The sequence below is a fragment of the Halostagnicola alkaliphila genome (assembly GCF_055379965.1).
This window is the reverse complement of sequence record NZ_AP043826.1, coordinates 275,614-300,747: the sequence shown is the minus strand read 5'-3', so window position 1 is coordinate 300,747 and position 25,134 is coordinate 275,614. Positions and strand designations below refer to the sequence as shown.

Below are 25,134 nucleotides of genomic sequence, written 5' to 3'. Positions count from 1 at the left end.
TCTCCGTCCCCGAAATGGGCGCGTGATGAGTGGGCGAACGGGGACCGTCGTCGATATCGTCGCGAGGGGGCTCGAGCGACTCGGCGTCATTTCCGCCGAGCGGTTCCGGCCGACGATGGAGCTCGCGTTACCCCGGATCGGGACCGGGTTCGCGATCATGTCCAAGCAGACGGCGGACCTGGCGATGGTCGGCATCGCGGTCGGCACGACTGGAACCGCGGGACTCGCGTTCGCGTTAGCCTACTGGGAGGTCGTGACCATGCTGGGACTCGGCCTCGCGGGCGGCACCGTCACCCTCGTCTCGCAGAACTACGGCGGCGAGCAGACCGAACGCGCATCGATCGTGGTCAAACAGAGCGTTCTGGTGGCGATCGCGTTCGCGATTCCGATCATGGCCGCCTATTTCTTCCTCGCGGAGCCGTTGATCGGAGTACTCGCGAACGATCCGGACTCGCTTTACCACGGAAGCGTCTATCTCGCCCTCGTCGCGCCGGCCGTTCTCTTCGAGTTGCTCAATCTTATTGCCAGCCGGACGTACACCGGGATCGGAGACACGTTCACGGAGATGATGGCCCGCGGCGGCGGCGCGGTGCTCAATATAATTCTCAGCGCGCTCCTCATCTTCGGCTTCGATATGGGCGTCGCCGGCGCGGCCATCGGGACCACGCTCTCGACGGGATTCGTCACCGTCGTCCTCGCGTGGGGGATGGTCGGGCGGAACTACGGCGGGTTCGGGATGGAACCCAGCCCCGTTCCGATCACCCGCGCGGGACCCCTTTTGGACGTCGGGATCATCCGTCAACTGATGGAGATATCGATACCCGAAATCGGTCGTCGACTCGCACAGGGGATCGTCGTCTTCCCGCTGTTGTGGATCACGGCGGCGTTCGGTCCGGTAATCGTCACCGCCTTCGAGGTCGGCAGACGCGTGCGAAGCCTGATCAACAGCATCAACTGGGGGATGTCCCTGGCCTCGAGTTCGCTCGTCGGCCAGCACCTCGGGGCGAACGAGGAGGACGAAGCCGAGGCCTACGGCGGCGCGATCATTCGACTCTCTCTGGTGATCTACGTCACCGCGGCGGCCCTCGTCGTGCTGTTCGCCGAACCGATCGCCAGCATCTTCGTCTCGAGCCCTGACGAGGTTTCCCAGGCCGCAATCTTTGTCGCCATCGGTGCGATCAGCGCGGTCGGCTTCGGGATCGACGGCGCGGCGGCGGGAGCCCTCCTCGGTGCAGGCGCGACCCGCTGGCCGTTCGTCTCCTCGCTCGTCGGTCGGTACGCCTTTGCGCTTCCCGCGGCCGCGCTGGGGCTGGCGACCCCGCTCGGTATCGCCGCCCTCTATCTCGCCTTCCTGCTCGAGACGTTCGTTCCGGGCGGAATCAACTACTGGCTCTTCCGGACGGGCCGCTGGAAGGAAGTGAGTCGGCGATATCGTCCGGGCTCGGCAACCGACGCCGACTGACCGGTCTCGAGCGCCAACTCAAAATCTGCGCCCTTCTCAGAACCCGAGCGCCAGCGCGACCTGTACCGCGAGGGCCAGCAAGCCGACGGCATAGAGCACGTCGAGGAAGAACCACGAGAGCAGGTTCGCGAGGTAGATCACGATTACGAACGGAACCCCGAGGAGAACGACGGGCGAGCGCCGCCATTCCGATCGCGATCGATTCCACAGCGTCTTCGCGTCGCCGGTGCTGGGAAACGCCTGAACGCCGACGCTAAATCCGAGCCAGCCGAACAGGAGCGCGACCGCGAGCGTTTCCGTCGTCGTGAGAGTCGGATCGAAACCGAGCCCGAGGTCCGGACTGCCACTCGAGAGCACGAACGCGGCGAAGCCGACGAACAGACAGAACGCGATCACCGTGTTGAGCAGAAACGGGGCGACGCTGATGACGAACGACTGCCAGTAGCGGTCGGGTTCGCGGTGTTTCACGTATCCCGCGGGCGTCCCCAGCCGGAAGTACGCGACGTCGACGACGGGGACGCTCGTTAGGTCGCAGGCCTTCTTGTGGGCGAACTCGTGGACGACGACGCCGGGAGCGGTGAGGAGACTGAAGAAAAACCCGATGAACGCGAGCATATCCCAGAACGGCAGTACGGAATCCTAAGTGTTCTGGGTCGGTGACCGTCTCCGAACTCGATCGGGTGGTTGGCTTACTCGACGACGAACAGCGTGTCATTCGACGATGAACAGCGTGTCGCCGGGAATCGTCTTTCTCTCGACCGGCACCGTCGGCTGGTCGCCGCCGAGGGTCGTAAACACGAACGTCGCGTCGACCGCTCGAGCGACTTCGAGCGTTGGTCGATGCAACTCGGGTGGCAAATTCTGGGCGACGATCGCGTCCGCACCCTCGTACACCTCGAGGGCCGGATCGACGATATTGTCGCGAACGAACGTTACGCCCGTGGGTACGTCACGCTCGTGAATGTCGGTCGCAGTGACGGAAACCCCCGATTTCGCCAGCAGACTCGCCAGATCGGTTCGTCGCCCGATTCCCACCTCGATCACACGATCTGCGCTCGAGAGGTAATCTCGGATTGCTTCGATATTCTGGCGAGAGTGTGCCATGGCGGGACGTTTATGGCACCTGCGGCCATAGTCGTTTTCATGCTCGTCGATATCGTTCCGGTGGGATCCGTTTCCGCGGAGGTCAAGCGGGCGGCCTCCGCAGCGTTGCGTTCGGTCTACGACTGTGAGGTGACGGTCAACGATTCGCAGTCGATTCCAAGCGGTGCGTACGATGACGGACGAAACCAGTACTCTGCGGAGGCGTTCATCCAGCTCGCAGAACGGTCCGGCCGGGGCGACAAGAACATCGCGATCACGCCACATGACCTCTTTTACCGACGCCGAAACTACGTTTTCGGACTCGCCTACCTCGATGGTAGTGGCAGCGTCGTCTCGACGTATCGACTTCAGACATCCTCGGACGGCGGCTTCTCGAACAAGAGCGCCGCCGACATCTTCGAGGACCGGGTCCGAAAGGAAATCGTCCACGAGATCGGCCACACCTACGGGCTCGAACACTGCGACAACAACCGCTGCGTGATGAACTTCTCGCCGACGGTTCGCGAGGTCGACATCAAAGAGGAGAACCTCTGTGGCAGCTGCCAGCGCTTAATCAAGTAGGCTCGATGTCGCGACATTCCCTCTGAACACCTAGTTTTTCTTCCCCTCCCTTCCTTGTCGGATCAATGCCCACCACAGCCCCCTTCGAAACCCTCACTGCGGAGTACGACGACTGGTTCGAGACGAATCGCGACGCCTATCGAGCGGAACTAACCGCTCTCGAGCGGGTGTTCACGGAACGGCCACCCTCCGCGGCCAGCGACGCCGAATCTGTCAAACCGACCACGCTCGAGGTCGGCGTCGGAACCGGCCGCTTCGCCGGCCCGCTCGAGATCCCGGTCGGAATCGACCCGGCGATGAATCCGCTCCTCGAGGCTCACGACCGCGGCGTCGATCCGGTTCGAGGCGTCGCCGAACGGCTTCCAGTGCGCGACGATACGTTCGAGCGCGTCGTGTTCGTCACCGTCTGGTGTTTCCTCGACGATATCGAGGACGCGCTCGCGGAAACCCGCCGCGTCCTCGCGTCCGACGGGGAGCTCGTCGTCGCGTTTCTCGATCGCTCGAGCCCGATGGGGCGGGCGTATCAGGAGAACAAAGACGAGAGCCCGTTCTACGCGGACGCCCAGTTCGTTACCGGCGAAGAGGTCTGTACCCATCTCGAGGCCGCTGGGTTCGTGGTTCGCGAGCGGCTCCAGACGGTGTTCGACGAGTCCACGATTGAATCCCCCAAAACTGAGGCAAACGGTGAACCCGAACTCGTTCGCGAGGGCCACGGGGAGGGACTGTTCGGCGTCGTTCGAGCCACGCTCGAGTAGTGTCGATCCGCCCGACAGTCGCTTCGCACCACCGGAGGGAACAATGATTTAGGCTCGAGCGCCCTACGAACGGTCGACACTACTGCCGTGATACTCGACAGTCTCTCCCAGCAGAGTTCGGTTGGCGCGGCTGTGATGAGCGACCGTCTCGGGGATAACCCCGGTGGGAGCCGATGACCGACGACGAGCGGGAGATCGAAATCGAAATCGAGACCGGCGACTCCTCGGACGAGGAGTCGCTGGACGACGAACTCTCGAGCGATACCGAGTTCGAGACCGGGCCGTGGAGCAACGATCCAAACCGTCTCGAGGATCCCGAAACGATTAGCAGACGCGATCTTGAGGACGAACTCGGCCGCATCGACGTGATGTCGACGCCGGAGGGCTACGTCGAGGGACGCGTGACCGACCTCGAGACGGTCGACGAGACCACGGTTCGTCTCGAGGTCGCACTTCCGCACGACCGGATGACCTCGTTCGTCCTCGAGAAACCCATCCCGTGGTCTGAGGACTTTCTGCTGGCGCGAATCGTCGAGGACGTCGGCTACGACGCCGCCTCCGTGGGCCACCTCGTCGGCGAATCGGTGTTCGTCACGCGAGCGGATCTCGAGGACGACGACACGACCGGCTGGGACGGGCTCTGGACGAACTCCGCACGCGTGGCGGGTCGGACGGTGAACTCGCTGCTCGAGTCCTCGCTGGGCGGCCGCTTCGAGAAGACCGAAACCGGGCCGACCTGGCGACTCGTCGATCCGCGCGAACGCCCCGACCCCGTCGAGGAAAGCGAATTCGACGCTGTGACGGTCTCGATCGCGCTCGGGCTGATTCTCGCGGGAGTCCTCGCGGCCGCCGCTGGCGCGGTGTTTGGAGTTACGGGTGGTGTCGTCGTCTCGAGCGCCGCGATTGCGTACGCGATACCGGGCCTCATTCTCGCGCTGGTCGGGTTTTTGATCGCGTATTCGCTCAGCGGCGACGCTGACTAACCATCTTTCTGGACTGAGCACGCGAGATTTCGCTGTCTCTTCGCCGCAATCTCATTCGGCTATCTGCTGAGAGAGAAAGTCGACGAGTGACGAGATATCCGTTTCCGGGAGCGATTCTTGTTGAAAGACGCCCTTGAACGAATCTTCAAAACTGTCCTCGGTAAGTCGGTCGCGAACGCTCGCTATCTGCGTTTCGAGTGCTTCCTTGTCTCCACGGTGAAGGTGCTTTTCGATTCGCTCGAACGACGCTTCCGACCCGACGACGACCAAATCGCGGGTATCTGCAAGCCGTCCACTATGTAGTTTCAGCGCGAAGAGTAGTTCCGCCTCTGGAATCCGAACCTCGAGATCTTCGGCAATGGCGAGGGATGCAGTTGTACTGTGTTGTTCGAGATACCGATACGACCATTCGGCGTCGGTCTGTCGACACCGAAGCGCTCCCACGAGCGCATCGAATTCGACGACGTTCTCCCCTACCGGCTTTTCATACCGGACGATGCGTCCTTGATACACGTTGGAGATATCGTTGTCGAACACTTTCGCATACCCGCTCTCCGTAAGGACCGTATCGTACTCCTCGAGTGAAGACTCTGGAAGCACCATATCGACATCGGTTGTGAACCGCGTTTGGAATGCTGACACGGCCCACCCACCGACGAGGATGTAGGGTAATTCGGCATCTTGAACCGTCCGATGGGTCTCTATCAGTTCCGCTTGTCGTTCGGTGAGGCTCAACCGTCTTTCATCTCCATTTAGTTGGCGTCGTGGTGATTCGTTTTGATGTCCACTCCGTACTCGTTTGCGACCATCTCCAACGCGGGTTCGTACGCGGGACGGTTCTCTCGCATCTGCTCGACTGCATTTTCTACGGGAATTACTGGACGTCCATCGACCCATTCGATGTCGAATCCGCTGTCGACGGGATACAAGACGTAGTAGATACTCCCGTCAACGTCGCTTGCAGGCGGCCGCTCGGCTATTGCAGTCTCGAATCCGAACCGGTTGAGAAAGACTTCCCATCGTTCGACATCGCGATCGTGCACCCGCAAAAAAATCGGATAATCTTCGGTATCTCGAGCGATCTGGTACCCGCCGTGGGTCCAGACGAACGCAGCGTCGATCTCGGTGAACGCGAATTCCATCCCAGCGAACTGCGGGATGGTGTATGCTTCATCCGGTGAAACGTGACTGCGACGGGTAACCGCCCCCATAATATCTTCGTAACATTGGCGCATCTCGTGGTCAACAACACGAATTCCAGTATCGGTTTTAGCGATAATATTTTCATCGGCCAACCGCTCGATCCACTCGTACGTCCACGAGTACGAGTTGCCAATTTTGTTAGCTATTTGATTGATTGAGTCACCTCTATCCGCTGCTAAGACGATTTTCGCAGCAGTCGGATCGATCAGCTCATAGGCGACCATCTGTTTGTCTCGTAGTTATCTCTATAGAGATAGCCATACAAAATTTTTTCTCTCACCGGTCTCGCTTTGCCGTGTTGTCACCACGACGGACTCACTCGAGCCGACTGACTATCGCGACCCCGAGGACCGAAAGCAGTCCGACGAGACCCAGGAGACCGAGTACCCCGCTGAACAGGAGCAACTGTGTCGCGACGAGTGCGACGAACGCGCCAAAGTATCGAACGATTGCGGGCGAATCGATAGCAAAACAGACCGCGCCAGCGATCGTGATCCCGATTCCGTAGGCGAGTGCGATCGTCGACAGACCGAAGGGGTCGGTAAGGACGCTTGCGATGAGGGCAACGCAGATTCCGAGGACCGCGACCGCCGAGGACCGGCGTGAGAACTGACGGCGGGAAACTGAACTCATGCATCAAAATGATAACCACTTCGCATGAACGTTCCGATCGTCAACAACTCGAGGCAAAAACAGGTCGACCGATCGCTCCGATCAGACCGAGTAGTAGTACTCGCCTTCGCGTTTTTGCTCCCGATCTAACTGCGAGTCGGGCTTGTTGATCCGCGGGCGCGAGGTTCGCTCGTCGCGGCGGAACGTGATATCGAGGTTCTCGAGGAAGTCGTTCATCCCCTCGCGCATCGGCTGTGGGGTCCCGGCGCGGCCCTCGAGGGCCGGTTCGCCGTCGAAGACCATCAGGCGATCCGCGAGCAGGTCGATCACGTAGGTGTCGTGGTCGATCACGAGCACGGTCGAGTCCTGCATCTCGGCGTGGCGTCGAATCGCGTTCGTCGCCTGCACCCTCTGTTCGACGTCGAGGTGTGCGGATGGCTCGTCGAGCAGGTACAGATCCGCGGAGTCGGAAAGACAGGCCGCGATGGCGACGCGCTGGCGTTCACCGCCCGAGAGATCCGAGAGGTTCTGTTCCATGATCCGCTCGAGTTGAAGCGGTTGGGCGATTTCGGTGTTCCAATAGGACGAGCCGAACTGGTCGGTGATCGACGAGAGGAACACGTCGACGCGCATGTGCTGGTCGATGGTGACGTACTGCGGTTTGTAGGAGATGTCGAGATCCAGATCGGCGTCGCCTGTCGTAGGCTCGAGATCGCCGGTCAGCAACTGCGCGAACGTCGACTTCCCGATCCCGTTCGGGCCGACGATACCGAGCACTTCGCCTTCCATGATCTCGCCGCCCTCGACCGCGAGTTCGAACTCGCCGTCGCCGTAGGACTTCGTCATGTCCGGGTACTCGACGAGCGAATCGCGATGGGTCGCGTCCCGCGGGGCGTGTTCTTCGAACTCGATCTGGTTCGGACGGATCCGCATGTTCTCGTTCTCGAGGTAGCCAGAGAGGTACTCGTTGATCCCGTTGCGGACGGATTTCGGCGTCGTGATGACACCGTAGGCGCCGGGCTCACCGTAGGCGACGTGGAGGGTGTCACAAAGCAAGTCCAAAATCGCGAGGTCGTGTTCGACGACCAGCACCGACTTGCCCTCCTCTTCGGCGAGTTCTCGGGTGAGCCGCGCGGCGGTGACTCGTTGGCTGATATCGAGGTACGGCGTCACCTCGTCGAGGAAGTAGAAGTCGGTGTCGCGAGCGAGCGTGGCCGCGATGGCGACCCGCTGGAGCTCGCCGCCCGAGAGGTCGTCGATAGACTGGTCCATGACGGGACCGATCGAGAGCCGCTCGACGAGATAGTCGAGCGCGTCGCGTTCGTCGGTTTCCTCGAGCAACTGTCGCGTGTTGCCGTCGAACTGCTCCGGAATCTGATCGACGTACTGGGGTTTCCTCGAGACGGTGACGTTGCCGTCGCGGACGTCCGCGATGTAGTCCTGCAGTTCGGTGCCCCGGTAGGCGTCTAACACTTCCTCCCAGCCCGGTGACTCGTTGTACCGGCCGAGGTTGGGCTCGAGTTCGCCCGCGAGGATCCGGACCGCGGTCGTTTTCCCGATCCCGTTCGGGCCGAGGATCCCGGTGACCTGCCCCTCCTGTGGGGCGGGGAGTCCGTACAGCGAGAAGGCGTTCTCGCCGTAGCGGTGGATCGGCTCGTCCTCGAGTTCCTGTGGCAAGTTGATGATCTCGATGGCGTCGAAGGGACACTTCTCGACGCAGATACCGCAGGTTTCACCGAGACAAATCTCTTCGGAGATGCGGACCTGTTCGGGCTGGCCCTGATCGGGCTCCTCGCCGCGGAGTGTGATACACTCCTTTCCCGTCCGATTTGGCGGACAGTAGTTCTTGCACTCGTAGTTACACCGATCCGGCTGACATCGGTCCAAGTCTACGACGGCGATGCTATCGTCTGCCATCGTTAAATCGTGACCTCCGTCGTGAGCAAAATACCCCACGTCACGAACCACAGCGAGAAGGTCATGAACGCGATGAACAGGTAGTGTTTGAACCCGAACTCGTCCTCGCCGTAGATTCCAGACACCTGAATGAGTGGGAACTGGATAATGATCGCTCCGAGGACGATCAATAGCGCCTCCTGATTTTGCGCACCGGCATCGCCCGTCCCGTAAAGAGAGAGACAGACAAACGCGGCTACGACCCCGAGCAACGCTGACAGCGCCGTCACGCTGATCGAGCGAATGTGCTCGTATCGGTCGCTAATCGATTCCGTCGACATGAGACGCACTCTGTCGCCGTCGGTGAAAAGCCGTTCGCATTGTCGGGAACGCGGACGTTCTGGCGCTCGAGTATCCACAGTTTGTCGTCCCTCCGTAGGGGGTGCGTTCGTATTCTCTGGCCGAATGGAACGATTGCGGCCGATACTGACTGACCGGTCAATTAGACAGATATCGCGGCTGTAACGATCCATACCGGATTTTTTCTCAAGAGGCGGTTGGAATACTTATGCGGATGCCCCGGGAGCAAGGCTCAACTTTTATGCTTCTGGGAGTTTTCGATTCGTAGTATGGAAGAGACCGACGGAGAGGAAATCGAAGATCTGCCGCCGAGTGCCAAACTCGTTTTCAAGGTACTCGAGTACGATGGTCCGCTGACCCAAAAACAGATCGTTCAGGAGTCGATGCTCTCTGCCCGAACGGTCCGCTACGCCCTCGAGCGACTCGAGGAGATCGGCATCGTCGACGAGGATATCTACTTCGCCGATGCTCGCCAGAGTCTCTATCGAATCGAGGAACCGGTCGCGGCCGACGGAAACGGTGTCGAGGAGGCACCCGCGGAGAAAGACGCCTGCTGTGCCGAATAATCCGTCCCCGGCGTAACTGTGAGAACGGCAGGATTATTTTAACGCGGTGACGTTCTCGAGTATGGACAAAGAGCGGCTTCCACAGTGGGGTTGGCTGTTGATCGGATTGTTCGGGATGGCGATGGTATCACAACTTCTCAACGCTACTGTTCTTGGTCCGATCGGACTTACCGAGGATTACCACGTCGTAACTCTCATAGCCGGAATGTCAGTCGTCGTCATCTACATCAGCGTCTGGTACGACGACGACCGCGAACACTACTGGGAGAGTTCGAAAGCGAGCATCTTCGGCGATGTGTTTTTCATCCTGCTGGGGGCGATTGTCGCGTCCGGGTTCGCCGTCACGTTCGCACTCGATGCCGGATTGAGGCAACTTCTCCGCGAGTTGTTGGGGATGATCGCCGGCTTCGTCACCGCCTGGGGGTTGTTTTACTGGCGCAACACCGATCTGTACCGAGTCGGAAGCGACTAAGCTCGCCGGCGGAAATCGAGTTCTTGCTATCGTTCGGTTCGCTCGCCGATTCCGGGCGTCGGCGGGACGGTTCGTTTGTGTTCGGACGCGCCGTACATCGCCAGCACGTCTTCGGCAGTCGTTCGGTCGATCCCCATCTCGTCGATAGCGGTCTCGAGCGACTGGTTCCGGTCGACGACTCGTTCCAGCAACGGATCGATGACGGCGTACGGTGCGCCGAGTTCGTCCGCATCCGTTTGTCCGACGTAGAACCCGGCCGTTGGCTCCTTATCGATGATGTCGTCGGGGACGCCGAGATAGCTCGCGAGCGCGCGGACCTCCGTCTTATAGAGGTCGCCGACCGGATAGCAGTCGGCGGCACCGTCGCCGTACTTGGTAAAGTAACCGAGCAACGACTCCGAGCGGTTCGCCGTTCCGAGAACGATTCGTGACTGACGATTCGCCGCGTAGTACAGCGAAACCATCCGCATCCGCGCGGCGACGTTTCCGAGCGCGTGATTGCGCTGGTTCGGTCGAGACATCGATTCCTGATCCGGCTCGAGCGCGGGCGAGACCGTCTCGTCGAAGGCACTGATCAACGATCGGAGGTGGATCTCTCGAAACTCGATCTCGAGTTCCTCGGCGGCCGCTCGAGCGTCGGTCATGTCCGCTTGCTCCGTCTTGTGATACGGTAATCCGAGCGCGAGTACCCGTTCGCTTCCGACCGCGTCGGCGGCGAGCGTCGCGGTCAGGGTGGAGTCGACGCCGCCGCTCATCGCGACGACGACGCCGTCGGCATCGGCTTCGTCGACAATCGATTCAATGGAGGATGTCGCGCGCTCGTGGACGGTCCGCAGGCTGTCCCGATCGGTCAGGAACAGGCTCCCATCGGATGCGTGACTTTGTTTGTCAATATTCACGTTTTTCACCGCTACGGCGCAGAGAGTAGCTAGTCATCGTCTGAATTATTCGATATTCTACTCGTATTTAGAAGTACACCTTAAACAACTAGTAGCCAGAAAGTGCGTACCGTTACCAGTCGAGTCCGTCACATCTCTCCGTAGACAGGTTTATTTTTCGGACGGTTCCAGTAGCTGGTACGACCTCGGCCCCAGTTCACAATGTCCCTCCAATTTGCCCTCGAAACCGGTCTCGAGCCCGATCGCGAGTTACGTCTGCGGATGCTCTGTGCGCTCTGTCTGATCGTCTTGCTCCCGTTCGCGTTCGTCTACACGTTCGTCTTTCTCGCGAACACGGTCGGAATCGCCCTGCTCGAGTGGGCGAACGAGCGGCCGTACAACGGCGAGTTTTACGTCGACCCCCTGCTCCTGACCGTCTTCGTCGTCGGTGGGCTCGTCGTCCAGTACCGCTACGGGCCGAGAGCGGTCCTCGATTCGGTCGGTGCGAGCCGCGTCGACGCCGACGCGTATCCGACCCTCCACGCGACGGTTACTCGACTCGCGGCTCAGGCCGACATCCCAAAACCGGACGTCGCGGTCATCAACAGCGACGTTCCCAACGCGTTCGCAGTCGCCGGCGGCGGAACGGAGTGCATCGTCGTGACGACCGGGCTTCTCGAACTCCTCTCGGAGGAGGAACTCGAGGCGACGCTGGCCCACGAACTCTCACACCTCTCGAACCGAGACGCGAACCTGATGACGACGGCCTGGCTCCTGCCGACGATCACCTACTTCCTCGCAATTGCGGCCTTTTACGTGCTGTACGGCCTCTTTCGATTGCTCGGATCCGGCGGCGGTACGTCGGGCGGGAACCGCGATGGTCGCGGGATCGCTGTCGCCATCGTCGTCATCGTTGCCAGCGCACTGATCACGCTCGCGGTGTCGGCGATGTTCTGGTTCGCGAGCGTCCTCCTCTATCGCGTCCTCTCGAGACACCGCGAGTACGCCGCGGATCGGGCGGCCGCGACCATCACCGGCTCCCCGGCGGCCCTCGCGAGCGCGCTCGAGAAGGTTGACGGGACGATGCCGGAACTCCCGGACGAGGACCTTCGCTCGCTCGACGGCGGGGCCGAAGCGCTCTACCTCGCGCCGCTGGAATCCCGCGCGTTCGGTTCGAAGGAACTGATTAGCACCGACATCTTTCCGGATACGCACCCGAAGACGAGCGACCGAATCGAGCACCTTCGCGAACTCGAGCGCGAGGGGGTGACCGAATGAACGGCGACCGCCCGGACCTCTCCCGGAGACGGGTATTGGGCGCGCTCGCGACCGCCGGATCGGCCGTCGTCGCCGGCTGCGGCTATCAGCCCGGCGGCGGAGACCTCGACTGGCAGGAGTCGACGGGACACAACGTCGGCTTTGGCTCCTCGAGCGACGAACGCTGGCGCTCGGACGGGACCCACCTCTTCCGGATCCGCAATCGGAGCGGTCGCGAGCCGGCTCCGGGCGGGTTCGAGGATGTCGACGGCGCCCACGTTACGGCCTCCGACTCGAGCGGTTCGACGGTCTGGAGCGGCGACGCGGGGAGCGAGTACACCGGCGTGCCGAGCATCGCGAACGGGCGGGTCTTCTTCTCGCTCGAAGACGAAACCGTGGCGGCCCTCGAGCGGTCGCCCTCCGACGACGATTCCGGGCGGGACAGCACTGACGATGCCGAAACCGCGTGGACGACCGACTGGGGCGGGTCCGCGCTCTCGCTCTCCGCGTCGGACGAGATCGTTGCGGGCGTTCACGAAGAGGGAGTCGTCGCGTTCGATCCGGACGACGGCGAGGAACGGTTTGCAATCGCCCTCGAGGCGGAACCGTTCGACGAAATCGACTCCGTAGCGGTTGGTGGCGAGATTGTGTGGGTCGTCGCCGTCGATACCGACAGCTCCGATGGCAACGACGGCGATCCCGACGACAACGCCAATACTGACATCAACAACGACAGCGACGCTGATAACGAGGACATCAACAACGACGGCACCGACGACCCAGTCCTCCTCGGCTACGATTCCGCGGGCGAGGTGGTCGTCGACCGCTCGCTTCCGTCGACACCCTATTGGCTCGAGGCGGCCGGATCCGTCGCCCTCGTCGGGATCGAAACGTCGGACGGCGAGGACGAACTGTGGGTGATCGACGACTCTGACGACCGTCGCGGACGAGTGGCGCTCGAGCGTGCATTAAGCGAGCCGATTATCGTCGGCGAGACTGCCTACTTCGACGCCGATGGAACGATCTCGGCGATCGACACGTCGACCGGCGAGCGCCGTTGGACGAACGAGGCCTACACGATCCGTGGCGACGTCGCCGCCGACGGCGAGCGACTCTACGGACAGGGGACGGACGAAGCGATGGAGCGCTGCGGGCTGATCGCTCTCGACCCCGACGGCGAGGCGGCCTGGACGGCGTCCGTGCCGACCGAGGTCGGTTGCTCGGGTGAGCTGTTCGCGCTCGAGGATCGACTGGTGGTCGTCGATAACGGCGAGCTGTACGGTTTCCGAAAAACGTCCGGACGGCGGTTTACTGTTCTGTGAAGTACTCTGCCGGCTCGGCTCGTGGTATCCGCTTACTTTTAGATAATTGCACCGTGGCTGTGGTAGACGTGTTGTTTATATTTTATTAGATGGGGGCCATATTTGTTTCCATGGCTCGCTTTCTCTCCACGAAGACGCTACAGACGAGAATCAGCGCTGCGTTTGCAACGGTGAGAGATGTCCGATTCGAACCGAACGCTGATACCGTCGTTGCGATTCTGTCATTGCTCACTCTCTGGGGTATTTATTATTTACAGTCGGTACGCGACTCGACCGAGTCACTTCTCCTGTTCTTGCTGGTCGGAAACTTCGCTCTCACTATTGTGTTCCCCATTTACTACGCGTGTTATGTGCGAAACGAGCCGCTCTCGGAGCTCGGTATTACGACTCACGGGTGGCGGCGAGCTGTCGTTGCATCAACTATTGCTGCGCTGGTACTCCTTCCCGGCCTCATCTTTGTGAACGAACCTGCCGCCGTTTTAGTCCCTCATATCGTCACGGTCGGGCTGATGATTTGGGAACCGTTTTTCGTCCACGGATGGCTTCAGATTCGGTTCGAGCAGGCGTTCGGTGCTGGCCCCGGTATCGTACTCGCTGGCGCCGCCTTCGCATTGTTTCACGTGGGAACGACGACACTGGCCGGATTACTCGTCCTCTTGTTTTTCGGGGCTATTCATGGGGCACTCTTTCGTGCGTTCGACCGGAACCTCCTCGTTCTCTGGCCGATCCTGTGGGCTATCGGAAGCTCACAGGGGACACTCGACAGTATCGTATTCGGCTGGGAAGAAGCAACAGCCTACCTCGGTATTCTCCTCGTCACCGCGGTCATCCTCTACCTCACTCGGAAACGGTTCAATTGACCTGTCGAACCCTCGGCCTCACGGGTCGCTTATCTCCACCAAAAAGGCCGCTCACTCACTGCGCTCGCTCGCGGTCCAACTGCTTAGGAGGGCACAACCGTAATCGGGTCCTTCTGATCGATCGCCTGCTCTAACTCGTCGGCGATCGCGCTCCCTCGAGAGACCTGAATCTCACACGCGTACCTTTTTCTCGTCGGGTTCCCCCTTCGGGGTCACCCTCCTCGAAAAATCTACGCTAAAAAGCCGCTCGTTCGCTCCACTCACTCGCGGGACAACGACTTACGACGGCACAACCGTAATCGGATCCTTCTGATCGATCGCCTTCTCTAACTCGTCGGCGATCGCACTCCCTCGAGAGACCTGAATTTCGCCGCCGCGGCTCACCGTGGCCGTAAACAGGTACTCGCCGTTTGCCTGCACTTCGACGGTCTCACTCTGGTGGCCGTCGACGGGGACCACGATGTGCCTCGAGGTGATTTCCGGCTGAACGATCTGCCCGGCCTGTTGGCCGCCGCTACTTGCTCCCCCATCCGCGTGACTGTTGCCACCCGCGTGTTGCGTTCCGCCGCCCGTACCGCCCTCCCCGGAGTGGGGATTCTCGTCGTGGGTGCGAACGTCGATGTCGATGCCGAGTCGGTTCTCGACGTCGTTGATCCGGCCGCCGCCCTTCCCGATGACACTCGAGATGTCGTCGTCGGTGACGTAGACGACCGCGCGGTCCTGGCTCTTGAGTTGGACGTCGACGTAGCCGTGGGCGATCGAGCGAATCTCCCGTTCGATCTCCTGTTTGGCGATGCGGTCGACGCCGGATTCGGATCCCGGTCCGCCGTCCTCGTCGCCGTCGAGCGGAACGGTGACGACCTGGCGGTTGAACGTGTAGATTTCGTACTCGGGAACGCCGGTTTCGAACTCCTTGACCTGAATCACCGGTCGTGCGAGGTCCTCCTCGGTGAGTCCCGCGGGGACCTTGACCTCCGTCTGGACGTCGTAGACCTTCGCGACCTCCCCGGCCTCGATGTAGACGACGGTGTCGACGACCTGTGGGATCATCCCGAGTTCGACCCGGCCGATGAGCCGCTGGAGGGCGTCGATCGGCCGCGTGGCGTGGACGACGCCGAGCATCCCGACGCCCGCGAGTCGCATGTCCGCGAAGACTTCGAAGTCGTTGGTTTTGCGGACCTCGTCGTAGATGGTGTAGTCGGGCCGAACCATCAACAGGGCGTCAGCGGTCTTTTCCATCTCGCCGCCGAGTTCCGTGTACTGGGTGATTTCAGGGCCGACCTGCAGGTCTCGGGGCTTTTCCATCGTCTTCACCGAGTAGTCGTTGTCCGAGATGTACCGGGCGACCGCTTGGGCGAACGTGGACTTGCCCGCCCCGGGCGCGCCGGAGATGAGGACGCCGCGCTGGCGCTCGAGCAAGCGATCTTTCAACTCGTCGGCGTGCTCGTAGTCCTCGATGTCGGTCTGGGCGATCGGGCGAACCGCGGTGATCTCGATCCCGTCCGCGAAGGGCGGTCGGGCGATGGCGATCCGGAAGTCACGGAACTGGACGATCTGCATCCCGGACTCCTTCAGTTCGATGAAGCCGTCGCTCGACTCCTTGGCTCCGTCGACGACTTCGCGGGCGTACTCGTCCATCGTCTCCTCGTCGAGCGGTTCGTCGGCGATCTCCTCGTAGCGCATCTCGCCGAGCGCACCGCGTTTGGCCATCGGTACGGTGTCCGTCTTGAGGTGGACGCTCATGGTCTCCTCGTCGAAGTAATCCTCGACGGAGAGGGTACCGACCTCGCGAACCTTTGGGGAGAGGTACTCGACCTCGAGACCTTTCGCCTGGGCGACTTCGGCTTGCACGATATCGCTCGTGATGAAGGTCGCCTCGAGATCCTCGGCCAGATCCCGGATCAGGGCGTCTATCTCTCCTTCGGAGGCGTGGCCCCGCTCGATGGCGTTCGGGCGCTCGCCGACGTACTCCACGTCGATGACGCCGTCGTCAGCCAGGTCGGCGAGCCGTTTGAGCTCCGAGAGGCCGTCCCAGCCGCTATCGTAGCCGTCGTTAGCCTGCGCCTCGAGTTCTGCGACGACGGCTTCGGGTACCGAAATCGTCGCTCCCTCGAACTGCCCGTCTTCGATCGTCTTCGAGACGCGGCCGTCGATGACCACGCTCGTGTCCGGCACGACGTTCATGTGTCGATCTACGGTGGCCGACGCCAATAAGGGTGTTCAACGAGCGGGATGGGTTCTGGTGGGCTCGAGCGCTGTTTTGGGGTCGTTTCTACCGCTGGTCGCTGGAGGCGGTCCGATGGAGAGTCGTCGAACGCGTCGGTCGAAACAGGATCGTCAATGGATACTATACGAATCCGGTAGAAGGAGTTATCCACGACATGAAAGCGATCTACTTCGACGTGGACGGAACGCTCTTGCACTTCACTCGAGCGTACGACGACCTGCTGGCCGAAACGTTCCGGGCGGTCGAAGGAGAAGTTCGGGACGAGTGGCTCGAGGCCTACGACGAGACGTTCTACGACGTATTCTCCGCGTGCGAGCCCGATCCGTCCCGAAACGCGTTCGCGACCGTCGGCGAGAACCCCGACGAACTTCTCGAGGAACTCCGCGAGCGCGAAGTCGAGGCTTGCCAACCGCCCGAACGCGTCCACGCCCACCTCGAGGCGCTGGGGGAGGAGCATAACTTGGGCGTGCTGACGAACGGGGTTCGGTCGTGGCAGTTGCACAAACTCGAGGCGCACGACCTCGACGCGCATTTCGATGCGATCGTCTCGTCCTACGACGCGGGTGCGCACAAACCCGACCCGGAACCGTTCTCGCTCGCCGAGCGACGCCTCCCGGCCGACGAGTACGCGATGATCGGGGACGCAGACGGCGATATCGAGGGCGCGGCGCAGGCTGGATGGGCGGCCCACCGATACGAGGAAGACGGGTTCGGGGAGCTTCCCGAGGTTTTCGGATGGAATTAGCAGCTTCGTGCAGAGCTAACGGTCCCGGAATTCCTCAGCGCTGTGAATCTCGCAGGATCAACGCGCCGATCGCGAGCGTTCGTTTCGCGGCCGTCGCGATTCGAAGCACGTACGCGGTCAACATCAGGAACGGAATCAGCGTGAACGTGAAGGCGATGCCGACGGCCCAGAGGACGTTCTCCGCACCGAGGGTCGTTCCGGGGAGCGTCGAGGCGTCGACGAAGGTCAGCATCATCCCCGAGACGAGCAACGCCGGAATCGCGGCGTAGAGGATCAGCCTCGAGAGGTCGATGAGCTCCCATTGGAAGTACAACGTCTTGATGTGTTCTCTGGCGGGAGCGAACATGACCAGCGACGTTCGGAGTTCGTCGAACGCGTCGAAGTGTTCGTCCTCGAGGACGTCCTCGTAGTCGTCTTCGATCCGCTCGATCTGGAAGATCTTCCAGGCGTAGTTGTAGTCCATCGACGCGTAGACGACGTCGAAGGTGCCGAACTGGGCGCCGTCGAGTTTCTCCTGAACGGTTTCGGAGTTGCCGATGATGCTGTCGACCAGTTCGTCGACTTCGTCCTGAAGCTCCGGATCGTTCGTCGATTGCACGCGCTCTCGGACGTCTTCGGCGCGAGTCTGGGTCGCGCCGACGATCTCTCGGAGAAAGGTCGACGGATCCGCGGGCGCGGGTTTCCCGACGAGTTCCTTGACGTAGTCTCGAAAGTCCATCGTCTCGCTCATTCGGGTTCGTTGTTCGCCGAGCGGCCCGTTTTCCTGGGAGACGATCAACTGGCTGATGGTGACGACCAGGGTGACGCCGGTGATGAGCGCGCTGACCATCGAGGAAAACAGCGACTCGATGACGCCGCGATCCTCGAGCAGATCCGAGAGCGTCGGGTCGGCGAGGGCACCGAGCATGAACAGCACGAAGAAGGTGGCAGAGAGGACGGCGGTGACGAGCAGTCGGTTCGCGCCGACGAGCAACCAGAGCTTGAGCCGGCTTTCATCGGCTCGTTCCCGCATCGTGTCCTGCGTACTGACCTGATCGTCACTCATTGTCGTTTTCCGTCAGTCGCTTTCCGTCGCCGTCGCCGCGAACGGGACGCTTGAACACGAGGAACTTCGTTCCGCCGCCGCTGTACTCGATCGTGTCGACGAACTCCCAGCCGTCGCTTCCGTACTCGTTCAACAGGTTTTCCGGATCGTCGGCTTCCTCTCTCGTGGCCTCTCGAGGGGGCCTAGCCGTCTCGTACTCCCATATCGCCTCGGCATCCGATGTCATGGGCGCTCTACCACGAAATCACGGAAAACGATTGGCCCTGTATGCGTCGTTCGTCCGGGACGGAACCACCGTCCTGCTTCGTCGCTGCGGTGCAACTCGTTATTTCTCATTTCGTCTCCCCGTGTATCGTTTCGGCACTGTCGTCTCTATATCACATTCGCTATATACGACCCTATATTTATCAAAATTATAAAGGATCAATCGAGGTCCCACCAGTATTCAACTGTCATGCGAGACACGACAAGTATGCTGAACCGGCGGCGATTCGTGATCGGAACGGGCACGGCGATAACGGGCGGCGCGGTCGGATCGTCGACCGACGTCGTGGCGAGAACTGACGAGACCCGAAACCAGAACGCCGACAGGGGCGATGATTCGAACGCTCGCGACGACCGCGGGACGGTCATCGCTCACCGTGGATTCGCCGACACCTACCCCGAAAACACGATCGGGGCGTTCGAACTCGCAACCCAGGGCGGAACCGCCGATGCCGCTAATCGGCGACGGGCGGACTGGGTCGAACTCGACGTCTATCCGACGCTCGAGGGCGACATCGCCGTGTTTCACGACGCCGAATTGGACGACCTGACCGATATCGAGGGCGCGGTCTACGAGACGCCCGCCGAAACGGTGTTCGAGGCGGAGGTCCTCGAGAGCGGCCAAACCGTTCCGTCACTGGACGAAGCCATGGACGCCATTCCGGCCGAAACGGGGGTCAACATCGACGTAAAGGAGGGGTCTCCGGACGTCCAGTTCGGTCGAGTCGAGGACCCGGCGACCGAACGGGAGGAGTGGGAGTGGCTCGAGACGGTCGTCGAGATCGCGACCGACTACGAGAACGAACTCCTGTTCTCGACGTTCTGGGAGGGCGCTCTCGCAACTCTGACGGAGATCGCTCCCGACGTTCCGGTCGCTTACCTCCTCTCGGCCTCGATCGAGGAGGGGATCGCGGTAACAGACGAGTACGACGCCGATGCGATCAACCCGCCGCTTGACATGATCTGTAGAACTCCGTTCTTCGACGACGGCGCGTACGAATCGATCGATCTCATCGCCGAAGCACACGAACGGGACCTGCCGGTCAACGTGTGGACGATCAACACGTGGTACGAGGCAGAACGACTCCTCGAGGCGGGCGTCGACGGACTCATCCTCGACTACTCCGAGATCGTCCGCTGGGGCGCGCTCGAGCAGTACTGACGGTTGTCGAGGTCTCGCCACCGACGGATGGCGGTGGCGGTTACGAACCCTCGACGCGGTTTCGCTCCGACGTCGGTTCCGGTGGGATGAACACGCTCGAGGCCGAACTGCTCGGTATGACTGTCGTCGATCTCACGCGAAAACTGGTCTCCATCCCGAGCCACGAGGACGAGACTGCGGCGGGCGATTTTCTCGAGGAGTGGCTTCGGACCGAAACTGACGCCGCGGTCGCCCGAGACGAGATAGGAAACGTCATCGCGCGAAAGTGCGCTCCCAATCTCGGCGAAGCGGGCCCGATCGACTCGGGAACGTCGGACGACGGTGACACTCCGTCATCGACGAGGACGCTCGCGTTCGTCGGCCACCACGATGTCGTTCCGCCGGACGAGTCCCAGGTCGCAGACGGCGAGTACGTCGTCGAGGAACGCGACGGCAGAATCTACGGCCGCGGAGCCGCGGACATGAAAGGAGCCGTGGCCGCCGCGGCGATCGCGTTCCGGGATTGTGACCTCGAGTCCGCCCCCGGCGACAATTTCGGCTCGAGTGCCGACTCCGATTCGGGCAGTGACTTCGACTCGAGTGCCGACCCGGACTCGAGCGCCCACGCTGACGCCGACGCTCGTCCTAGCGAACTCGTCTTCGCGAGTTTTGTCGGCGAGGAGATCGGCGGCACGGGCGCTCGCCACGCCATCGAGAACGGATTCGCTCCTGACTACGCAGTCGTCGGCGAGGGGTCGACGAACTACTCCGGACCGAACGTGACGGACGTCGCCGTCGCCCACAAGGGTCGGCGCGCGAGCACGATCACCGCCCGCGGAGCCGCCGCACACGCGAGCGAACCCGAGGCCGGGGAGAACGCGATCTACCGCGCCGCCGAGGCCGTCGATCTGGTTCGGGAACTCGAGGTCCCGACCCTCGAGGTCGCCGGGGACCGACTCGCGGGAAGTCTCGTCGTCACCGAAATCGACGGCGGTTCGGCGTGGAACGTCGTTCCCGAGGAGTGTTCGATCACGATCGACGAGCGGACGGTTCCGGGCGAACGGGCATCCCTCGAGGCCGCGACCGAACTCGAGGGGGTCGAGTGGACCATCGACCAGGACCTGCCGCCGATGCAGTGCGACGATTACGCTTTCGCGGAGGCCGTTCTCGAGGCCGCGGATCGGTCCCAATCGTCCGTCCCGGAACTCGTGACGAAACCCCACGCGACGGACGCGGGGTGGCTCTCTCAGGCTGGCACAGAGTGTGTGATCTGTGGCCCCTCCGAACCCGGCGAGGCGCACACGAAGACCGAAAGCGTCTCGATTTCGGTCCTCGAGCGCTGCCTCGAGACCTATCGACGAACCGCAGAACGGTGGATTTGAGGCCGAATTCGGCCGTTCATCGCGGGAGTGCGCTCTTCGACCCGCGACTCTGCCGGCGGTGGACTTACGAGCCTCCGGACTGTCAGTTCGATTAATGGATCCCGGAGGCAACGACCTGGAGCAAACCGACCGGCGCGAACGATCGGCTCGGAACGAACCGCGGGCTCGAGACGGCTCTGAGCTGTCAGGCCGGAATGGGTTCGACCCGGATATCTCGTCCGAAACGGACGACTCACCCGACGCGAAAGACGACGCCGAAGGCACTGAGACGGGCGAATCCGGGGACTCTTCACGCTCGAGAGGGTGGGCCTGGCGGATCGCGATGGCGCTGCGAAACGGGGCGTTCGTCCTGCTTCCGATCGGTTTCATCGGGCTAACGGTGACCGACGCGTGGCTCACGCCCGACGAATCGCCGTATTCGTTGCTCTTTGCGGGCGGAATCGTCTGTGCGATCGTATCGATCTATCTGGCGATCTATCAGCACGATATCGACGACTGAGACGGCTGTTTCTCCTTCTGGAATTGCCGACGCCCTTTTTCGTATCCGCGTGTCGACACCCTTCTTAATGAGTTCCACAGAGTCGTCGGGACACGCCAGCGGCTATTCGGTGAGAGATGCGTTCGGCGTAGTCACCGACGGACAGACGTACAAGAATTTGCTCTATTTGTTGGTAGCATTCCCGCTGGGCTTTGCCTACAGCATGGGACTGATGTTTGGGCTGGCATTCGGTACGATCCTCTCTATCTTGCTCGTCGGCATCGGAATCCTGCTCGGGACCGTCTTCGGTGCCCGATTTCTCACGCGATTCGAACGATGGCTCGCGAACGCCCTACTTGCGCTCGAGATCAAAAGCGCCGACGACGTTCGTTCGTCCCCGGAAGACGGTCTCTACGTCACGACCCAAGCGTATCTCGAGGCTCCCTCGACCTGGCGAGGACTGAGCTTTCTCGCGTTGAAGTTGTGGGTCGGACTGCTCGGATTCGTTCTGGTCTTCCTGTTCTTTAGTACGCTCTCGTTGCTCACCGCACCGCTTCACTATCCCTACGAGGCGGAACTCGTCACGATCAACTCCCAACCCATCGCCTGGACGATCGAGACGCTCCCGGAGGCGATGGTGGCGGTTCCGGTCGGAATATTCCTTGCAATCGTCGCCCTCCACGCGACTAACGCGTTCGCGACCGTCTGTGGGTGGATGGCAGCGGCACTACTCGGCGAACCGGACGGATCCGATGGCTCGCCTGAAGAGACGACCGACGAACCGAGGTTCGAGATGCCCGACGAGTGGACCACAAAGACCCCCGACGAACCGACGACTGAGACGGACGGACCCGACGGCCGAGCGATCCGACGAACCGACGACTGAAACGGTCGACGGACCGAAGCCGACCGCGGAGTCAACACCGACCGCCCGGCCGAACGACCCGAAGAGGACGGTGCGAACGGCGACCAACCGGACGATCGATCCGACCGCCGACTCCCGTTTTCGCTCACCGGAACCCGGACGTTGATGGGTCCGGCTCGAGTACTGTAATTCAATGGCAACGGATCAGACACAGACGACCGACGCGGCCGAGGCCTACGACCGCCTCGAGGAACGCGTCGAACGGATTTCGAACGTCGGCAACGCCGCGGGTATCTTGCGCTGGGATCAGGAAGTCATCATGCCCGAAGCGGGGACGCCGGCGCGAGCGAAACAGCTTTCGACGCTTTCCTCGCTCAGCCACGAACTGCTGACCGCCGATGAAACCGGCGACCTTCTCGAGGAGTTAGAAGCCTCGAGCGACGACCTCACGGACGAACAGCGAGCGGTCGTCCGCGAGGTTCGGCGGACATATGACCGGGCGACGAGCGTTCCGCAGGAGCTCGTCGAAGAGATTTCGGAGACGACCTCCAACGCGCACCCGACGTGGATGGAGGCCCGCGAGGAGGACGACTTCGAGCAGTTCGCGCCGACTCTGGAGACACTCGTCGAGCTCAAACGCGAGTACGCCGAGCATATCGATCCCGACGCGGACCCCTACGCGGTTCTGTTCGCGGAGTACGAGCCGTACCTCGACCTCGAGACCGCAGAGGAAATCCTCGAGCGGCTGCGGGACGAACTCGTCCCGCTGATCGAAGCGATCGACGACAGCGACGCTGCCCTCGCGACCGACGCCTTCTCCGGGCAGTTCGACGACGACGATCAGGAGGCACTCGCTCGAGACGTCCTCGACGCGCTGGGCTACGACTGGAGTCGCGGCCGCCTCGATACGGCGCCGCACCCCTTTTCTTCGGGAACTCAGTTCGACGCCCGCGTGACGACCCGGTTCGACGAGGAAGACCTGCTCGGCTCGATCACCTCGGTCATCCACGAGTTCGGCCACGCGAACTACACTATCGGGCTCCCCGACGAGAAGTACGGAACTCCGCTCGGTGAGTCGCGAGACCTCTCGGTCCACGAATCCCAGTCGCGGCTCTGGGAGAACCACGTCGGGCGCTCCCGGCCGTTCTGGGAGCACTTCCTCCCGACGGCTCGAGAGCGGTTCCCCGAACTCGAGGACGTCTCCCCACGGGAGGCCTACGAGGCCGCGAACCAGGTATATGACGACAACCTGATCCGCGTCGAGGCGGACGAGCTGACCTACCACCTCCACATCGTGATCCGATTCGAGATCGAACGCGCGCTCATCTCGGGCGACCTCGACGTTTCCGACGTCCCCGAGGTCTGGAACGACAAGTACGAGGAGTACCTCGGCGTGCGTCCCGAGACCGACGCCGAGGGCTGTCTGCAGGACATTCACTGGAGCCACGGCTCGTTCGGCTATTTCCCGACGTACTCGCTGGGTTCGGTGCTCGCGGCGCAGCTCTACGCGGCCGCCGAGGACGACCTGGGAGCACTCGACGACCGCATTCGTGACGGCGAGTTTGACGATCTCAACGGCTGGCTCCGCGAGAACGTCCACGCCCACGGCAAACGCTACACCACGCCCGATCTGATCGAGGAGGCGACGGGCGAGTCCTTCAGCGCGGACCACTTCCTCGAGTACGTCGATTCGAAGTACGGCGAACTGTACGAGCTCGAGTAGCGCTGGCTTGCGGACTATTTCGGGACAAGCTACAACCCGTTTCGTCTCGAGAACACACCTATGTCCGACGAGCGACACGCACAAGAGCCGACGGCGGACTCGGAGGAGCCCGAGACGAACGCCGATACTGCGCCGACAACAGACCGCCCCGCTGGCCGGCTCGAGGGACAGACGACGATCGTCACCGGTGCCAGTTCGGGAATCGGAGCCGCAACGGCTCGAGCGCTCGCGGCCGAAGGGGCGAACGTCGTCCTCGCCTCCCGGAGCGAGGACGTACTCGAGGAGCTAGCGGGCGAACTCGAGGCCGATTTCGGCGTCGAGACGCTCGTCGTGCCGACGAACGTCCGCGAGGAGTCCCAGGTCGATTCGCTCATCTCGAAGACCGTCGACCGCTTCGGCGGGATCGACGTGTTGGTGAACAACGCGGGTCTGGCTCGAGGAAGCGCCGTCGAAGACCTCGAGACCGAGGCGTTCGAAACCATGCAGGAGACCAACGTCGACGGCGTCTTCTACGCGACGCGGGCGGCGATCCCCCACGTCCGAGAGCGCGACGGCCACCTGATCTTCGTCGGGAGCTTCGCGGGACAGTACCCGCGACCGTTTAACCCCGTCTACGCGGCGACGAAGTGGTGGGTTCGCGGCTTCGCCAAAAGCGTCGCCGCGCAGGTCGGCGACGACGATATCGGCGTTACGATCGTCAACCCCTCCGAAGTCCGCTCGGAGTTCGAAACGACCGACGGCGACACCTTCGCCGAGCGGTTCGATCCTGAGGAAGCGACCGAGCCGGCGGAAATCGCCGAGGCGATCGCCTTTGCGGCGACGCGAGAATCCTCGAGCGTGAGCGAACTCGACCTCTTTCGCCGGGACAAATTCAGCGGGTTTTGAGCCGATCGCTCGAGTCGACTGCCTCGAGTTTCGCCGTACGACCCCCGACAAAACGGGGTTGGCTGTGCCGGGTACAGACTCTCGAACG

General features: G+C 61.9%; 27 protein-coding genes. 16 read left to right on the top strand and 11 right to left on the bottom strand.

Annotated features, from left to right (window positions below; genetic code table 11):
- Nucleotides 1-25: 25 nt before the first annotated feature.
- A complete protein-coding gene (locus ACZ5C7_RS06590; protein ID WP_464375555.1) occupies nucleotides 26-1,462 on the top strand; it encodes an MATE family efflux transporter in 1,437 nt (478 codons plus the stop codon).
- A 36-nt stretch (nucleotides 1,463-1,498) separates the two neighbouring features.
- On the opposite strand, the gene ACZ5C7_RS06585 is transcribed toward ACZ5C7_RS06590, so the two are convergent.
- Both ACZ5C7_RS06585 and ACZ5C7_RS06580 read right to left on the bottom strand, forming a co-directional pair.
- Nucleotides 1,499-2,077, bottom strand: coding sequence for a DUF3267 domain-containing protein (locus tag ACZ5C7_RS06585; RefSeq protein ID WP_464375554.1), 579 nt, complete (start codon nucleotides 2,075-2,077; stop codon nucleotides 1,499-1,501).
- A 96-nt stretch (nucleotides 2,078-2,173) separates the two neighbouring features.
- Entirely contained in the window at nucleotides 2,174-2,566 is a 393-nt protein-coding gene (locus tag ACZ5C7_RS06580; RefSeq protein ID WP_464375553.1) for a UPF0146 family protein, read from the bottom strand.
- A 39-nt stretch (nucleotides 2,567-2,605) separates the two neighbouring features.
- Between ACZ5C7_RS06580 and ACZ5C7_RS06575 the strand changes: the two genes are divergently transcribed.
- From ACZ5C7_RS06575 to ACZ5C7_RS06565, 3 genes are all read left to right on the top strand, one after another.
- Nucleotides 2,606-3,127 (top strand): archaemetzincin family Zn-dependent metalloprotease, encoded by a 522-nt coding sequence (locus ACZ5C7_RS06575; RefSeq protein WP_464375552.1) that lies wholly within the window; start codon nucleotides 2,606-2,608, stop codon nucleotides 3,125-3,127.
- A 65-nt stretch (nucleotides 3,128-3,192) separates the two neighbouring features.
- On the top strand, nucleotides 3,193-3,882 hold the full coding sequence (locus ACZ5C7_RS06570) for a class I SAM-dependent methyltransferase (RefSeq protein ID WP_464375551.1): 690 nt from the start codon (nucleotides 3,193-3,195) through the stop codon (nucleotides 3,880-3,882).
- 173 nt (nucleotides 3,883-4,055) lie between these two features.
- A complete protein-coding gene (locus ACZ5C7_RS06565) occupies nucleotides 4,056-4,865 on the top strand; it encodes a hypothetical protein (protein ID WP_464375550.1) in 810 nt (269 codons plus the stop codon).
- Between the two features lie 51 nt (nucleotides 4,866-4,916).
- Here the strand turns inward: ACZ5C7_RS06565 and ACZ5C7_RS06560 are convergent, their stop codons facing one another.
- The 5 genes from ACZ5C7_RS06560 to ACZ5C7_RS06540 all read right to left on the bottom strand — a co-directional run bounded on the left by ACZ5C7_RS06560 (nucleotide 4,917) and on the right by ACZ5C7_RS06540 (nucleotide 8,917).
- The gene (locus ACZ5C7_RS06560; RefSeq protein WP_464375549.1) at nucleotides 4,917-5,600 is read right to left on the bottom strand and encodes a hypothetical protein; all 684 of its coding nucleotides are present in this window, start codon (nucleotides 5,598-5,600) and stop codon (nucleotides 4,917-4,919) included.
- A gap of 17 nt (nucleotides 5,601-5,617) precedes the next feature.
- The gene (locus tag ACZ5C7_RS06555; RefSeq protein ID WP_464375548.1) at nucleotides 5,618-6,292 is read right to left on the bottom strand and encodes a helix-turn-helix domain-containing protein; all 675 of its coding nucleotides are present in this window, start codon (nucleotides 6,290-6,292) and stop codon (nucleotides 5,618-5,620) included.
- Nucleotides 6,293-6,383: 91 nt separating this feature from the next.
- Entirely contained in the window at nucleotides 6,384-6,701 is a 318-nt protein-coding gene (locus tag ACZ5C7_RS06550; RefSeq protein WP_464375547.1) for a hypothetical protein, read from the bottom strand.
- An 81-nt stretch (nucleotides 6,702-6,782) separates the two neighbouring features.
- A complete protein-coding gene (locus tag ACZ5C7_RS06545) occupies nucleotides 6,783-8,597 on the bottom strand; it encodes a ribosome biogenesis/translation initiation ATPase RLI (RefSeq protein WP_464375546.1) in 1,815 nt (604 codons plus the stop codon).
- A gap of 2 nt (nucleotides 8,598-8,599) precedes the next feature.
- Nucleotides 8,600-8,917, bottom strand: a complete 318-nt coding sequence (locus tag ACZ5C7_RS06540) for an EMC6-like membrane protein (RefSeq protein ID WP_464375545.1) — start codon at nucleotides 8,915-8,917, stop codon at nucleotides 8,600-8,602.
- A gap of 288 nt (nucleotides 8,918-9,205) precedes the next feature.
- On the opposite strand from ACZ5C7_RS06540, the gene ACZ5C7_RS06535 reads away from it, so the two are divergent.
- The gene (locus ACZ5C7_RS06535) at nucleotides 9,206-9,502 is read left to right on the top strand and encodes a winged helix-turn-helix transcriptional regulator (RefSeq protein WP_464375544.1); all 297 of its coding nucleotides are present in this window, start codon (nucleotides 9,206-9,208) and stop codon (nucleotides 9,500-9,502) included.
- A gap of 61 nt (nucleotides 9,503-9,563) precedes the next feature.
- Complete coding sequence (locus ACZ5C7_RS06530; RefSeq protein WP_464375543.1) at nucleotides 9,564-9,974, top strand: hypothetical protein; 411 nt, start codon at nucleotides 9,564-9,566, stop codon at nucleotides 9,972-9,974.
- Between the two features lie 26 nt (nucleotides 9,975-10,000).
- On the opposite strand, the gene ACZ5C7_RS06525 is transcribed toward ACZ5C7_RS06530, so the two are convergent.
- On the bottom strand, nucleotides 10,001-10,873 hold the full coding sequence (locus ACZ5C7_RS06525; RefSeq protein WP_464375542.1) for an NAD+ synthase: 873 nt from the start codon (nucleotides 10,871-10,873) through the stop codon (nucleotides 10,001-10,003).
- 201 nt (nucleotides 10,874-11,074) lie between these two features.
- On the opposite strand from ACZ5C7_RS06525, the gene ACZ5C7_RS06520 reads away from it, so the two are divergent.
- From ACZ5C7_RS06520 to ACZ5C7_RS06510, 3 genes are all read left to right on the top strand, one after another.
- A complete protein-coding gene (locus ACZ5C7_RS06520) occupies nucleotides 11,075-12,130 on the top strand; it encodes a M48 family metalloprotease (protein ID WP_464375541.1) in 1,056 nt (351 codons plus the stop codon).
- On the top strand, nucleotides 12,127-13,431 hold the full coding sequence (locus ACZ5C7_RS06515) for an outer membrane protein assembly factor BamB family protein (protein ID WP_464375540.1): 1,305 nt from the start codon (nucleotides 12,127-12,129) through the stop codon (nucleotides 13,429-13,431). Before ACZ5C7_RS06520 ends, ACZ5C7_RS06515 begins: the two co-directional genes overlap by 4 nt.
- Before the next feature lie 110 nt (nucleotides 13,432-13,541).
- A complete protein-coding gene (locus ACZ5C7_RS06510) occupies nucleotides 13,542-14,291 on the top strand; it encodes a CPBP family glutamic-type intramembrane protease (RefSeq protein WP_464375539.1) in 750 nt (249 codons plus the stop codon).
- A 279-nt stretch (nucleotides 14,292-14,570) separates the two neighbouring features.
- Here the strand turns inward: ACZ5C7_RS06510 and ACZ5C7_RS06505 are convergent, their stop codons facing one another.
- Nucleotides 14,571-16,475, bottom strand: coding sequence for an ATPase, T2SS/T4P/T4SS family (locus ACZ5C7_RS06505; RefSeq protein ID WP_464375538.1), 1,905 nt, complete (start codon nucleotides 16,473-16,475; stop codon nucleotides 14,571-14,573).
- 32 nt (nucleotides 16,476-16,507) lie between these two features.
- Here ACZ5C7_RS06505 and ACZ5C7_RS06500 point away from each other — a divergent pair, with 32 nt between their 5' ends.
- Nucleotides 16,508-17,263: an HAD family hydrolase gene (locus ACZ5C7_RS06500; RefSeq protein WP_464375537.1), complete on the top strand. Its 756-nt coding sequence runs from the start codon at nucleotides 16,508-16,510 to the stop codon at nucleotides 17,261-17,263.
- 34 nt (nucleotides 17,264-17,297) lie between these two features.
- Here ACZ5C7_RS06500 and ACZ5C7_RS06495 read toward each other — a convergent pair whose 3' ends face one another.
- The gene (locus ACZ5C7_RS06495; RefSeq protein ID WP_464375536.1) at nucleotides 17,298-18,308 is read right to left on the bottom strand and encodes a DUF7972 family membrane protein; all 1,011 of its coding nucleotides are present in this window, start codon (nucleotides 18,306-18,308) and stop codon (nucleotides 17,298-17,300) included.
- Nucleotides 18,301-18,534, bottom strand: a complete 234-nt coding sequence (locus tag ACZ5C7_RS06490) for a DUF4177 domain-containing protein (protein WP_464375535.1) — start codon at nucleotides 18,532-18,534, stop codon at nucleotides 18,301-18,303. Before ACZ5C7_RS06490 ends, ACZ5C7_RS06495 begins: the two co-directional genes overlap by 8 nt.
- Nucleotides 18,535-18,762: 228 nt before the next feature.
- Here ACZ5C7_RS06490 and ACZ5C7_RS06485 point away from each other — a divergent pair, with 228 nt between their 5' ends.
- From ACZ5C7_RS06485 to ACZ5C7_RS06460, 6 genes are all read left to right on the top strand, one after another.
- Nucleotides 18,763-19,734, top strand: coding sequence for a glycerophosphodiester phosphodiesterase (locus ACZ5C7_RS06485; protein WP_464375534.1), 972 nt, complete (start codon nucleotides 18,763-18,765; stop codon nucleotides 19,732-19,734).
- A 116-nt stretch (nucleotides 19,735-19,850) separates the two neighbouring features.
- Nucleotides 19,851-21,095, top strand: a complete 1,245-nt coding sequence (locus ACZ5C7_RS06480) for a M20 family metallopeptidase (protein ID WP_464378406.1) — start codon at nucleotides 19,851-19,853, stop codon at nucleotides 21,093-21,095.
- 94 nt (nucleotides 21,096-21,189) lie between these two features.
- Complete coding sequence (locus ACZ5C7_RS06475; RefSeq protein WP_464375533.1) at nucleotides 21,190-21,594, top strand: hypothetical protein; 405 nt, start codon at nucleotides 21,190-21,192, stop codon at nucleotides 21,592-21,594.
- Between the two features lie 67 nt (nucleotides 21,595-21,661).
- Complete coding sequence (locus tag ACZ5C7_RS06470; RefSeq protein ID WP_464375532.1) at nucleotides 21,662-22,459, top strand: sensor domain-containing protein; 798 nt, start codon at nucleotides 21,662-21,664, stop codon at nucleotides 22,457-22,459.
- A 172-nt stretch (nucleotides 22,460-22,631) separates the two neighbouring features.
- Nucleotides 22,632-24,161: a carboxypeptidase M32 gene (locus ACZ5C7_RS06465; protein WP_464375531.1), complete on the top strand. Its 1,530-nt coding sequence runs from the start codon at nucleotides 22,632-22,634 to the stop codon at nucleotides 24,159-24,161.
- Between the two features lie 60 nt (nucleotides 24,162-24,221).
- Complete coding sequence (locus ACZ5C7_RS06460; protein ID WP_464375530.1) at nucleotides 24,222-25,046, top strand: SDR family oxidoreductase; 825 nt, start codon at nucleotides 24,222-24,224, stop codon at nucleotides 25,044-25,046.
- Nucleotides 25,047-25,134: the final 88 nt, after the last annotated feature.